Raw genomic sequence first — 12,901 nt, 5'->3', positions numbered from 1 at the left:
GCTTTTCACCTAACGAGTACCGACGAGCTTCATAATAAAGATACCTCAGCTCTATTCATATGAGCTGAGGTATCTAAACTAACCATTTTTGTTTTTTAAACTGTCCACTTGACAGGGAGCACTTCATTCTTCAACAATGTGTTTTTTTAATTTATACGCATCATACTTAATAGCGGTTAAATAGCTTATCTTTCTTTTTAATGTTCCATGATCGAATACTTGCTCCATCCGCTCCTCTAACGCTGTTATAAAAACATCTCGCCCCGCATCATTAAGAAGGCAATAATTATACTTTTTCTCAAAATGCTTTCCTACTTGGATTCTGCGATTATTTACAAGTTCAAAAATCGTTCGATATACAAGTAACGGTTTAAAAGGTTCTGATAAATCAAGACTTAAAGAGAACCGTCGGTCACTTGGTTCATGTAAAAAGCTAATGCTCTGATCGAGATGAGTATGATAGATTTGAGTTATCGTTTTCGTGTACAAAATCATATTTCCAAAACTAATCATGGCATTTAAAGGATTATCTGGCGGTCGCTTAACCCGCTTGTTCATTTTAAAATCCTCAGGTAAAAATGTCTTGAAAGTATCATAAAACCGTCGCCATATCTCACCTTCCACGCTAAGAAGACGGGGAATATCATTAATTTTGTCCAACAGGCAAGGGACATCTTGCTTTAACCAATCCAAATAAGGTTTGATCTCCTTATTCCCATGTTTGTAATAATGATAGAGCACTTCGTGAATATTAAGTGCAATCGCTAAAACAAATGCTTTGGCAATTGGCATCCTTCGTTCCAGACAAGCCTTGGCCTGCAATAGCTTCACTTTCCCGCTAACCCTCGCTTCTTTCGGATAGAAGGTTCCTCTAAAATGACCATAATAATCAAAGAAGTGAACGGTTATTCCCGCAGTTGATAAAAATGAAAACAGCTTACTGTTCAGCGATATTTCATTTAACAAGTAGAGTTCCTTAATTCCGTGAATCGGCAAATGAATAATTCCTTTCTCATTGCGAAAGGTTAAAGAGTTATCCTCTCTTCCCAGTGTCCCTGGAGTTCGAATATATCTTGTTGAAGAAGCAGACTTGTTTCTAGACATGTATTCCCCTCCCATGTTTAAAGAAAACAGTAAGCGTAATAAGCACAACGTTTGCATTTCTTATCTTCAACAGCCTTATCTGGCCGTTCTTGATGAATATATGCCTTTAACTCTTTCAGCAATATAACTAGCTCTTCCTCCGTATTCGCATCGAGCTCCAGTTCAATCGTCCTGCTCGTTCCTTTATTACGTTCAATAAACTGAAGCATTCCTTTGCGCTCCATCCCTTTTTGCTTCAGAACATACATATAATAAAGCGTCTGCCATTTCGTAGCCTCAACATCCGCATCAGATTTCTTTATTTCTGTCACATAACGATCCGTAAGCTTGTCTACCTTAATGCCTTCAATTGCTACTTCCCGATTTTGTTTGCCTTCGCTTTGCAACTCATGCATAATCTTGCCGATACGCACATCTTCGCTGTCATCTTCCAATTTCACACCATTTGCGAATAGCCAGCATTGTCTGCGGCAGTGAATATAATAATTCACCATTGTTCCTGTTATTTTCAAAGCAGAGGCCCCCTTTCATCCTGCTCATAAGCGAACCGATTGAACTTCATGGCCCTTGTCTGCTCATTCCAATCCATATATTCCTCTCCATTCGGAACATAATACAGCGATCCGATTCGCTCCGTATATATGCGCGGAGTTTCTCCATTCACAACACGATACGTGTAAGTAAAATAGTTCATCTGCTGCCTTACAATAGATAATCTGACCATTCGCTCAGAGTAATCCATCTGTCGATCGCTAACTAGACGAACATAGTCTCTCCATACGCTTTCACCGCATAATTTACCCTCTTCTGTATCCAAATTATAGTTAAGAAATAAAGAAACGTTCTTATCGGGTATAAGCTCCATATGTCGTTGTATTGCCGGGAAGTTCAGACACTGCACGTCATTGATGAAATAATTCCAACTGTTCTGATCCGCTCGCTGACGAGACTCCAGAATTCGCCTCATATTCAACTGATAGAACTCTTGAAAGTTCTTATGACGCAGCATTTGTTGATAGTTTGCATGATGGAGATCATACTCTGTACGCCAATCACTGCGATAGATCATATTCGCCTTGTCCATATCGAAGAAAAAAGCATGGCAATCCGCTCGATTACAGGAGCGATTTATACGCCCAAGAAATTGTTCTTCGCTGTCCAGCAATGAAATATCTTTGAAGCCGATATCCATATCAATGTCCACACCCGCTTCAATCACTTGGGTAGCTACTACAATTACCTCTTGTGTGAGAAAGTTACCATTCTCGTCTTTTCCTAACAGCTTCAACAGCTCATTGCGATAATAGTGGCTATCGTCACCTGTTAATTCATAGACAGACATGCCTACATGTTGACGAATCATATCATAGAAAATGCGTGCTGAGTTCTTACTAATAAACTCGATCAAGATGCGGTTGCTTTTTCCCCGCTGCTTACGTTCCTGAAATAGCTCAACAACATGATCCAGCAGGCGCTCCATATCGATTCTTCCTTCTGCTAAATATTCGAAATGAAGCTGTACCCGATCACGAAAGAGCGGATGAGTAAAGTATTTTTCACTGCTATGTACCAAGGAATACGTCTCTGCACACTTGTCCTCAGCTGTTCGTTCCAACAAATAATCCAATTGCGGCAATGTGGCAGACATAATAATGATCTTCATGTTCAAAATCTCTGCAAAAGACCTTAGAAAGTGAATGATTTCCTTCCACAATACGTTCCGATAGCTCTGTATTTCATCTAGAACAATGACACTGTTGCACAGATGGGCAAATGCCAAATTCGACTCTCTTCCCGTTCCAAATAAATAACTGAACAGATTAACGTGTGAGGTTAAAGTCACTGGGTATTGAAGCAACTGACGCTGTAAAAGAATCGATTTATATTCAAAGTCTGGTTCGCGTTTATTCTCATCTTTTCCCTCTACCGCTTCCTGCTCGGAGACGGTTATCATAGGTGTAATCGAGTTAATGACTTCGATTTTGTACTGATTAGACGCTATTGGAGCAAACACATCATCCAAGGTTTTCTTGGTTTGTTCGATGAGCGAATTGAAAGGAAACACATAAATTAGTTTATTAAGACCTACATTGCTATTAAGCAATTGTAAGGCAAGATTAATCGACATATTGGTCTTTCCCGATCCGGTAGGGGCTTCAAGATAAAAGATGTGTTCGTTGATATTGTCCAGCAATCGTTTATCCGTTTCCAGAAACAGCATAGCGCGCAAACGGTTCATCTCGCTTATTTCCGAAGTTTCCGGATTTTGCTGATAGCGCATGATTCCTTTGTATATTTCGCCCCGCTGATAGGCATCAATGACTGGCTGAAGGGGAACCGCTTTCCCGAAATACTGCAACTCAACCGTTTTTTGCTCTGCATAATGATAAGCAGCCCGAAAATCTGACGATACCAAAATGGAATACAGGAGCTTGACTAGGTTGTACATTGGAAATGGCGGATGCATGTCAGTAAATCGTTCATTTCTGGCCGCCATAATATCTTGAAATAAAGCTTCGTTCTGCAATAAGGAATCTTTCTGCCGATAGTAGAACACATAATCAGGGTTCTCTCGAACCAGTTCATGCATGCGCTGAATATCTTTTTCAAATACAGTTAATTGATCGCCAGCAGGTTCCTCCAAATCACCTAAATAGGTATGATGACGGGAAATTGCATAAGCAAATACATATAGAACATGACGCAAAAAAGCGAATATCTTCTTGTTACGGCGCTTGCCTGAAGATAATTCGCCTGATTGTTCCATGATTCGTAATTCAGACAAATATATATGTAGATACAATACCGAAGATAACAAGGAATGGTGACTGTTTCCCAGCTTGCCACGCTGACCTACCACTCCGTTCTTCATCTTCTTCCACTGAAACGCGGGATTTACCTTTCCAAGGTCGTGAAGATAGATCGCCTGTTCAAAATATCTCCGAACGATGTTCCTTACAGATTCACTCAATTCTTCTCCGTCAATTTTTAGAAGCTTAATTGCCCGTTCCACAGCTTCGCCTGCTCCATTATTGGTCATTAGCAACTCTGCATACTGCATAACGAGATCACTATGCTCCTCAATTGTCTCTGCTGCGCGTGAACTCTCATCATTTGGACGATGTGCATGCAGTTTTCCTATTGCTTCATCCGTTAGCCACTTCTCGATGTGAGTTTCCGATGGCATTTCAATACCTCCCTAGTACAAAGAACAGCTGAAAAGGATTCGAAAACACCCCTTTCCAGCTGCGCTTAATGTGATGCTCTATTATAGAAAATACAATGTTTGATCACCATCTGCGTACAGTCTGCTCCAATCGGGTTCCTCCAGCGTATCCGGATCAATCTCTTGATTGGTGTATACCAACGGTTGCGTGACATATCCATTATTATCTGCATTTAAGCCTACAGGCATATGTTCCTTAAAGTAACTCTGCAGTCCTCTATTTTTAATAGTTCCGCGAGCATCACATCCAATGTGGGCTGCCCGTAAAGAATCTATATAATACGGGGCCTCATCCAAATGTTGCAGTTCGATCAAACATGGCTTCAAGATAGTAGCGGGATGATCATTTTTTCCTAAGTACGGCATAAACTCCGCTTTGGAGTTCAATATATAATCAGCTAGTTTTTCAAATACCTGATCTGATAACCCCTTACAGTCCGCTATATAGACAGTCCAATGCGGACGCTCAATCCATTGCTCTCGTACATTCAATACTCCGCCCGCTTCTTGGCTTGCATAACCTACTGTATTGTTAAAGATTTGAATTTTTTTAGGGAAATATCCCCGATCCCCATGAGGAACAATACTGATTCTAATATCCCGAAGCACCTCATAAAATTCCGGAAAAATTGCAATCTCGCTTCCATCCGCCTTGGAACCTGTAGACCTCATCCTATTGCGCTCATGCTGTCGAGCGTATCCGCTAAGACCGATAATTGCGCCAAGCAATCCACATAATGCAACCTTATGAATGTGACTATATGTAAAATAAGCATGAACGTTGACATCTGGCTTCTTGAAAAAAGCAGTTTCACCACTAAGCTCGAATCGGAGTGCTCTCATCGTTGTCCCTCCTATCGCTGACCAGCCATCTCCTGTTTCTCCCGGGCAATCGCTTTACGTGTAAAGATATTAAAGTAACTCGCCCGAGGATATGCTAGTTCGACATTCGCCGCATAAGGATTTACATACACTTCTACGCACTCTATGCAATCATCTGCATCGGATAATAGAGATTCAATAGCTGTTAAATCGTAAATGGTTTGATCTTTATTTTTTCTAATAGAAACATATGGATCAAGATTCGGCATATAAGCTGGGACGTCTGCTTTGAACTCGATAAATAAGGCAAAAGCATTCTCCGCCCCCGACTTGCTATTCGTATTCTGCATCGTTGCTCCGATCAATGCTCCTTGCTTGAAGGCTTCGTACGCTTCTTCTGTGTATCCTTCGAATTCTTCCATGCCTGGAAGCTCCAAATAATGATCATAATGCTTCGGATTCACGGAAAATGGATAAATGTAGTGTGCCTCATCTACTGTCGTCTTTTTACCGATTGAAGTAGCATCCTTGTCAGCGCTTTTTTCATTCGAATTACGGAACGGCGATAGAATGTCCTGTACTTCAACAGAAGTTCTCCCCCATTTATTGAATCCTTGTCCAATCTGTACAGCACCTGCTAGGCCAATATTTTGTTCTTTTACCGCAAATGTAGCGCCAAAGTTCATGACATCTATACACTGAAATAACCGAGTTAAAACTTCTGATGAGCTTGAAGATACTTTCTCTCCAAATAATTCTTCATAGCGCTCATCAAGTGAGCGAGGCTGCAATTTATCCGCCTCTTTCCCCTTTCCTGCCGCCATCTTATAGGAGCGGATATACAGCACTTTGTGGCCTTCTTCCTCCCAATATCGCTTAATGCTATATTTCAGAGCTTTGTCACTGCCGAATATTTGTCCGCTGCTAATCGTCTTCGGATGACCTGAAAAATCCGCATTCCAATTCGCCATTCTGCTTACAATTCCAATCAATCCTACGACCCGGTTATTCTTCTTCGCCATTGCGATCTTCCTCCTCAGTACCTAAATTAATCTTCGGAATTGCTAGATTTCTCGCTTTTCTCATAGAACCAGTTATCTGCGAACAAGCCAGCCATAAACATTTCCATGCCGTCTTCATCCATATCAGCATCCGGTACATAACCAAACACACTCGAAAATGCCCGATTGAACTTCACATGTTGAAGTCTAATCTTGTGCTTATGCAGAATATAGGCTTCTTGTAAGCGAACTTTCATCTGCTCACTGCGTTTCGCCATCAGGAACGGCCCTAATAAGTCACCTGTCTTCTGCTGCGCCTCTGATTGACTTTTCAAGTAATAGGCAAGTTGTCCCACTAGGAAATAATATTCGTTATCATCGCTACAGATACAACCACTATTACCAGACTCCAGCTTCGTCTTTAACGAATTCATCACTTCTGCAATACGGTCTGACACTGTCATTCCTCCTTCATACCGTTCTAAATAAGATATTAACGACAGTCTAAGGTTCATTGCATCCGCAAGCCAGCGCAAGTCAAGCGAATACCCATTGTTCTGTCCGGCAGGTTCCACATACATCAGTTGCTCCTGAATGAGCCGCAATGTAGTGCGTGCAAAAAGCGGACGAATTGTGATCTCCGTCCCTTTATACAACCAGTCATGAAAAGCTTGTCTACTCTGCATGAACAGCGCTGCCATAACAGAGGTAAACTCCTTGTTTTTCGGTTTAGGTTCAGCACGCACAAACTGTTCATTCATGCGTCCCCTGAAAAATTGGCGACTAATTTCTCGCTGCAACTGCTCGACATTTTCGATACGGGGATACTCTTTTCTCATTTTCTCTTTCCCCATCGTAATCCCTAATACATTGTTAAATCTGATTTCTACTGACACTTCCGTAGGGAAAGGAACGTTCTCATAATCTAGAACTTCATTCTCTTTCCCGTCTATATAAACGTGATAAGCGCCTTCAGGCTTAGCGGTGGATGATAAAGTGAAGTCCTTCACGTAAGAAAGCTTGTTCATTACATTTTTCGGTTTTGATAAAAGCCATTCCGATGCTTGCTTAATTAAAATAGCGTTCTGCAGGGGTACACGGATAGGAACCTGCACGCGCATACTTTTATGTTCAAGATATGGCTTTTTACTATTCATGCTGACGTTGAAGCTCGGCAATCCAACTAATTGCCCATCAACTATTTGGTTATAATCATTGCTGTTATATATTTTCGGAATGGTATAAAGGAGGTGCTCTAGCCTATACATCTGCTCACATGGTCGTGATTCTAAGGTGTGGTCATCTTGCGTAGAAATGAAGAACAGTTTTATGTAATTTTTAAATTCAATGGATTTAATAAACTCCGTCAAGTGTTGTAAATTGTCCGTGTACCATGCAGCAACTCTAGCAACACGTTCACTTCGTTCGTTACTAAAGAGATATTCCAGTGCTGCTGCGTATTCTGTATTGCTGAACAAGATATCAGGAGTTAGCGCGTCGGCACCTTTTTGTAACTTTTTCGGGAGCAGACTGTTCCACTTCTGCTGAATCTCATTCGGCTTCGTCATATCCAGAAACCGATTTACATGATCCTGCAGGGTAGACTTGTTGCCGCCCTGCTTCTCACCCAGGAACACCTCACGCTTGGCATACAGTGCAAATGGATTATTGCTATGGATTTGCTTGCCCGGATCTACTGCTTTGTTCATTGTAATAAGTGAACTATAGTAATCCCGTATGATAAACCAATCATACAATTGTTGCTGATTCGGTGCTGCATCTTCCTTCGCTTGGATAATGATATGATTCTGGGTGAATTGCTCAGCTTGCTGTTCCCAGCTCTGATCAAGCCGCAATCGGATATATAAACCCTCTTTCGGTTGGTGAGAATCGAAGACGATATTAGGAAACTTACCTTTGGCCAGCAAATAACTATCTGATATGTCATGCAGCAAGTCCAGCCCCTCCTTTCAGCAATTAATTCAGACCCTTGGCAAGACAGAAGCCAGCCCCTAAAATCGACCCCTTCTCTGCTGCGCCCGATCCAAGCACGACATGCGCAAGTCGCTGCGACCAAGCATCCTCACGAATCAACAACCGGAACTTGTTGCCGAGCAGCTTACGGCCTTTGTAGCAATAAGCAATTGGCTTGCCATTCAATAATTGGATGCCTTCGGCAAAATAATAATCAAGCCGTATCGGCTCATCCGGGAACAAGCTGTTGGCCTTCTTTTCTGCGTTAGAGTGCACCTGCTTCAACAATAGTTCGATATCTCCACCTGGTACCCACGGCTTATTATCAATGGTTACAATTGCAGGAGTCACTGTCGTAAGTTCTGTAATATGCGTTAATCGTTTACTATTTACACTTGATACGGCGAGAAGTTCGAGAGAATCATCTCCACTCTCTATTTGCAGTGCAGCGGAGATACGTCTTAACGTCTGCTCAATTGAGCTCCGTATTTCTATGACATATACTTTGCCTTTCTTGTAGATTCCATCAGCCTCTCTCGGATACGGCGCTCCATACACATAATGCTTGTATGCGGTTTCATAATGTGAATGTTTCAACACAGGATCGTGCAGGCTGGCCCGTCCAATCCAAGCACTTATGCGCTCAGGCCATTCTAAATAATGTCCTGATTGCTTCAGCATGACCGTTGCTTTTAATTCAAAGTACATATCGTTCCCCTCTCCTAAGTAGATTGAATATTATTACCTATTGCAGACTCTAGTAATGAAACGATATAGTAGAGCAAATAGAATGAAAACAAATTAAATAATTCATTATTTAACTGTAGCGTGCGATGCATTGAAATTTTTGAATGAACATATATGGACTAAGCTAACCTTAACGCATGGCGTATTTTTCCTATTTAAAGGTTATCACTTAGCTTAATCTATGTAAACACTAAATTATCATTTTGTATTAATATATTATTACAACGGAAACTAACTAAGTAATCTTTGATTTGACTAATAATTGAAAAATAGACAAGGGGCTGTCCCATAAGTAGGTTTTTACTACCTGTGAGGGATCGCTAGATTCGAAAAAGGTCGAGTTCAGGGTAATATACCTACCCGAACTCGACCTTTTTGATTCATTGTTTCCTATTTCAGCAAATTGTGGGCAAGGGAAATTCTCCGACCTCAGGGCACACTTTCGACAGGTCTCGAAGCAGGAAGCGTCTAAATCCTCTGTTATTTTTCAGTTGCCCAAATACACTCTTTGGCTCGACCATTCGTCGAATCGGCAGCGCGTTCCCTTCTTTGCTTCGCAGCTTTTTCTGTACACGTCGCTTGCAGCCAAGATGCTGCAGGCTTACCCGAATTTCACGATCCCCGTTTGCCTTCGTAGAGGTTGCTTTGAGAGTAGGCAATGCATGAAATCCTGACTACGATAGTGGCGAAGCAGGATCTCATAACCACTTTCTGTTTTTTGATTGCTCTCAAGGTAAAAGTAGAAAGATAGTCACTCAGGGCACGTCCACAAATCCGCCAGCGCATCATACTTCCAGTTGTCGATTCTGCTAATATCCTGTTGCCACTTGTTTGATTTCTTTTTGGCACATGTCTTCAGACTGCTATCGCATCAGTGGATAGAGTAGAGCTTCAATACATCTAATGTTACTGTTCAACTAAGTATTTTCAAACGTAACCATGAACGCATATATTATTTCAATACATCTAATGTTACTGTTCAACTATGGTCGGAATGACTCAATACCGGAGCATCCAAAAATTTCAATACATCTAATGTTACTGTTCAACCGTATTCGTTCAGGAATGCCTGGTACTGACATTTAGATTTCAATACATCTAATGTTACTGTTAAACGCTAGAGCACAAGAAAAGGATGGATCAGCTTACGCTATTTCAATACATCTAATGTTACTGTTCAACTGTATGTGCGGTACTTGGCATGTGCTGATTTTCCGCATTTCAATACATCTAATGTTAATGTTCAACGGGGGGATTGGCTTCCGTTGCCTGTCTTGAACTGGTATTTCAATACATCTAATGTTACTGTTCAACGGAGGCGGATTCCGTTCCGCCCGAAGAGAAAGGCAAATTTCAATACATCTAATGTTACTGTTCAACTGCTTAATGGCAGCTCGTCCACGTCGAGGATACGCTATTTCAATACATCTAATGTTACTGTTCAACTAAACTCATTAGTGATAACTCCTGACATAAATATTTATTTCAATACATCTAATGTTACTGTTCAACTCCAGAAATCAGACAGCAATTGAGTAACCAAATGGAATTTCAATACATCTAATGTTACTGTTCAACAGTTCGTCGATTGACTTAGGATCTGCGCTATCGGCAAATTTCAATACATCTAATGTTACTGTTCAACAGTCTTTCGACGATATCGTTCGCGTCACGTCTATCTATTTCAATACATCTAATGTTACTGTTCAACTCGTCATTTGAACATGTCCCTCCATCTGCTGGCTACATTTCAATACATCTAATGTTACTGTTCAACTACGGGTGGTTCGATGACTAGGGAGGGGAGAGCAATTTCAATACATCTAATGTTACTGTTCAACAATGAACGGCGTTTTGGAATTGGATAAGCTCAGCAAATTTCAATACATCTAATGTTACTGTTCAACCTGCTTGCCATGACTCTGCTTTGGCTTAGTAACGATATTTCAATACATCTAATGTTACTGTTCAACACAAATGGCTGAGAAGAAGGCGGCGCTTGGCAACATATTTTAATACATCTAATGTTACTGTTCAACCCTAGATAAATCAGGCTTTTTCAAAACATCAATATAGTAATTTTACTACAACCACGCGGGTTTCACTATAATTTCCCCAACCTAAAACGAAATTTTCTGAAAACTCGTCAAAATTGTTCTGAACCTTTACTGTACTTGGATATTGCCTCTATCACTTATCCACGACGGTTGGAAAAAAACAGACTATCTTTGTAATAAAGATAGAATATCGAAGCATTGAATTCCAATATTTAGGCATAGATATGTCTTTTATCCCCTATCCTTCCGCCTTTACAGACTTCGTCGCAGGAGTGGATGATTGCCGAGATTTCATGGTCACGGCGGCGTCGCTGTCCTTAATTCGGAAGGCGATACATAAGCCAAGAAGCAGAAATGCAGCTGCACCAAGTAAGGCGGTACGGTAAGCGAGAAGATTCATTTCTATCTGTCCGGCATTAGCAGCTTCGATAGCTCCGTTCGTCAGTTGGCCGCTAACCATTGCAGCTATGATGGCAGATAATATGGCCATTCCTATAGCTGGTCCCAGTCTATTCTGAACCGCGAACCAAGTGGTAGCGCGCCCCATCGAGGCTGGCGGTACGTTGGAGAAGGCCGCGATCTGAACGGCTCCGACGGTATGTCCCAAGCACAGGCCGACCGCGAACAGCATGCCTCGTATGAGCCATGGGCTCGTTCCTGCTCCAACCATGCTAAGCAGCACGAAGATCGCTGACGTGCAGAGCAGTCCGACAATAACAATTCGCTTGGGTCCGTACCTTGAATAGAAGCGTGGTACAAGCTGCGAGGACACCATAAGCCCCAATGCCTCGGGGAAAGTCGTCAAGCCAGCATCTAAGGCCGATGCTTGCAGCGCATGCTGATACATGAGCGGAAATACATACAGCATGCCGAGCAATCCCGCTGCGGAACACATGGCGACAAGTCCTGCCGCCCGGAACAGGCGGTCTTGCAAGAGCCTTAGATCCAGCAGTGGCTGTTGTACTCGAAGTTCAACAAAGACCAGTCCTGCCAACAGCACCGTGCCCACACTGCCCGCAACGATTATTACAGGTGAACTCCAGCCCTGCAGCGGACCTTGGCTAAGCGCATACATCACCAATCCAAGCCCTGGTGCCGACAGCAGGACGCCCGGAATATCCAGACGACCTGCCTCTGGCTCTTTATGCTCCTGCAAGTACAGAAGGCCAAGCAGCAGAGCAGCAATTCCAAGCGGCAAATTCACATAAAAAATCCAGCGCCATGAAAGATGCTCGACCATCACACCGCTCAGGATCGGCCCCACTGCAGGTGCTATTGCGATTGGCAGCACGAGCGACCGCGAGATTTTAGCCCGCTCCTGAGGAGGGAATGTCCGGAACAGCATAGCCATTCCGAGTGGAGTAATTAAACCTCCCCCAATCCCTTGCAGGATGCGGTAGAAGATCAGGGAGTGTACATCTACAGCCGTTCCACACAGCACCGACGCACCAGTAAATATCGCAAGTGCAAGCAAGAAGATACGCTTGGTGCCCCATCTGTCTCCTAGCCAGCCTGCCAGCGGAAGCACTATTGCAATGCTTACCAAGTATCCTACATTAAGCGCTCCCGATGCGGCTGGCGGAATGTGAAACTCGTCGCTTATCGTTTTTAGCGCAACGTTGAGGATGGTCGCGTCCATGGCAACCACGAACATGGCTGCCACATACACGATGCACACTGCTTTTTTCGGATCCAAGCGTCTGCTCATTGAGCCTCTTCCAGCACGGATGCCACTGACGCCACCAAGCTTCGAGGCCTCATATCTATCCAATGCAGATTAATATATTCGATGCTCTCTTCCCGAGAAGCAGGGCCAAGAACCTTGCACCAACCCTCAGGTACGGCCGCGAAAGCTGGCCAGATCGAATATTGCTCCTCATCATTTCGCAGCACCAAAAACGAGCCGTCTGCTTGCTCAAAAGGATTTGCCATTCTGCAACCTCTCCCCTTCATAAGTAGGTTTCATGTGA

At 42.7% G+C, this 12,901-nt stretch carries 10 protein-coding genes and 1 CRISPR repeat array; all 10 genes read right to left on the bottom strand.

The window, feature by feature from the left end; translation table 11 throughout:
• Positions 1-123 precede the first annotated feature (123 nt).
• A complete protein-coding gene (cas1b, locus tag M3661_RS28880; protein ID WP_251490691.1) occupies positions 124-1,104 on the bottom strand; it encodes a type I-B CRISPR-associated endonuclease Cas1b in 981 nt (326 codons plus the stop codon).
• A 17-nt stretch (positions 1,105-1,121) separates the two neighbouring features.
• The gene (locus M3661_RS28875) at positions 1,122-1,616 is read right to left on the bottom strand and encodes a CRISPR-associated protein Cas4 (protein ID WP_251490688.1); all 495 of its coding nucleotides are present in this window, start codon (positions 1,614-1,616) and stop codon (positions 1,122-1,124) included.
• Positions 1,613-4,291, bottom strand: a complete 2,679-nt coding sequence (gene cas3 / locus M3661_RS28870; protein ID WP_251490685.1) for a CRISPR-associated helicase Cas3' — start codon at positions 4,289-4,291, stop codon at positions 1,613-1,615. The genes M3661_RS28875 and cas3 overlap by 4 nt, the downstream gene beginning before the upstream one ends.
• A gap of 81 nt (positions 4,292-4,372) precedes the next feature.
• On the bottom strand, positions 4,373-5,173 hold the full coding sequence (gene cas5b / locus M3661_RS28865; protein WP_251490682.1) for a type I-B CRISPR-associated protein Cas5b: 801 nt from the start codon (positions 5,171-5,173) through the stop codon (positions 4,373-4,375).
• Positions 5,174-5,184: 11 nt separating this feature from the next.
• A complete protein-coding gene (locus tag M3661_RS28860; RefSeq protein ID WP_251490680.1) occupies positions 5,185-6,174 on the bottom strand; it encodes a type I CRISPR-associated protein Cas7 in 990 nt (329 codons plus the stop codon).
• 26 nt (positions 6,175-6,200) lie between these two features.
• Positions 6,201-8,108 (bottom strand): hypothetical protein, encoded by a 1,908-nt coding sequence (locus tag M3661_RS28855; protein ID WP_251490677.1) that lies wholly within the window; start codon positions 8,106-8,108, stop codon positions 6,201-6,203.
• A 22-nt stretch (positions 8,109-8,130) separates the two neighbouring features.
• Positions 8,131-8,835: a CRISPR-associated protein Cas6 gene (locus tag M3661_RS28850; RefSeq protein ID WP_251490673.1), complete on the bottom strand. Its 705-nt coding sequence runs from the start codon at positions 8,833-8,835 to the stop codon at positions 8,131-8,133.
• Positions 8,836-9,269: 434 nt separating this feature from the next.
• Entirely contained in the window at positions 9,270-9,533 is a 264-nt protein-coding gene (locus tag M3661_RS28845) for a transposase (protein WP_251490670.1), read from the bottom strand.
• Between the two features lie 229 nt (positions 9,534-9,762).
• Positions 9,763-10,913: direct repeats of the CRISPR family, unit length 30 nt; unit sequence ATTTCAATACATCTAATGTTACTGTTCAAC.
• Positions 10,914-11,169: 256 nt separating this feature from the next.
• On the bottom strand, positions 11,170-12,639 hold the full coding sequence (locus M3661_RS28840; RefSeq protein ID WP_251490666.1) for a DHA2 family efflux MFS transporter permease subunit: 1,470 nt from the start codon (positions 12,637-12,639) through the stop codon (positions 11,170-11,172).
• The gene (locus M3661_RS28835; RefSeq protein WP_251490663.1) at positions 12,636-12,863 is read right to left on the bottom strand and encodes an MbtH family protein; all 228 of its coding nucleotides are present in this window, start codon (positions 12,861-12,863) and stop codon (positions 12,636-12,638) included. The genes M3661_RS28840 and M3661_RS28835 overlap by 4 nt, the downstream gene beginning before the upstream one ends.
• Positions 12,864-12,901: the final 38 nt, after the last annotated feature.

It is taken from the genome of Paenibacillus sp. MER 180 (assembly GCF_023713665.1).
Lineage (GTDB): Bacteria > Bacillota > Bacilli > Paenibacillales > Paenibacillaceae > Paenibacillus_B > Paenibacillus_B suaedae.
Note: the sequence above shows the minus strand (reverse complement) of the source record. Positions and strands in the feature narration are given on the sequence as shown.

Coding starts and splice junctions, on each gene's coding strand:
- cas1b (WP_251490691.1), bottom strand. CDS start 1,104: ATGTCTAGAAACAAGTCTGCTTCTTCAACAAGATATATTCGAACTCCA.
- cas3 (WP_251490685.1), bottom strand. CDS start 4,291: ATGCCATCGGAAACTCACATCGAGAAGTGGCTAACGGATGAAGCAATA.
- cas5b (WP_251490682.1), bottom strand. CDS start 5,173: ATGAGAGCACTCCGATTCGAGCTTAGTGGTGAAACTGCTTTTTTCAAG.
- M3661_RS28860 (WP_251490680.1), bottom strand. CDS start 6,174: ATGGCGAAGAAGAATAACCGGGTCGTAGGATTGATTGGAATTGTAAGC.
- M3661_RS28850 (WP_251490673.1), bottom strand. CDS start 8,835: ATGTACTTTGAATTAAAAGCAACGGTCATGCTGAAGCAATCAGGACAT.
- M3661_RS28840 (WP_251490666.1), bottom strand. CDS start 12,639: ATGAGCAGACGCTTGGATCCGAAAAAAGCAGTGTGCATCGTGTATGTG.
- M3661_RS28835 (WP_251490663.1), bottom strand. CDS start 12,863: ATGGCAAATCCTTTTGAGCAAGCAGACGGCTCGTTTTTGGTGCTGCGA.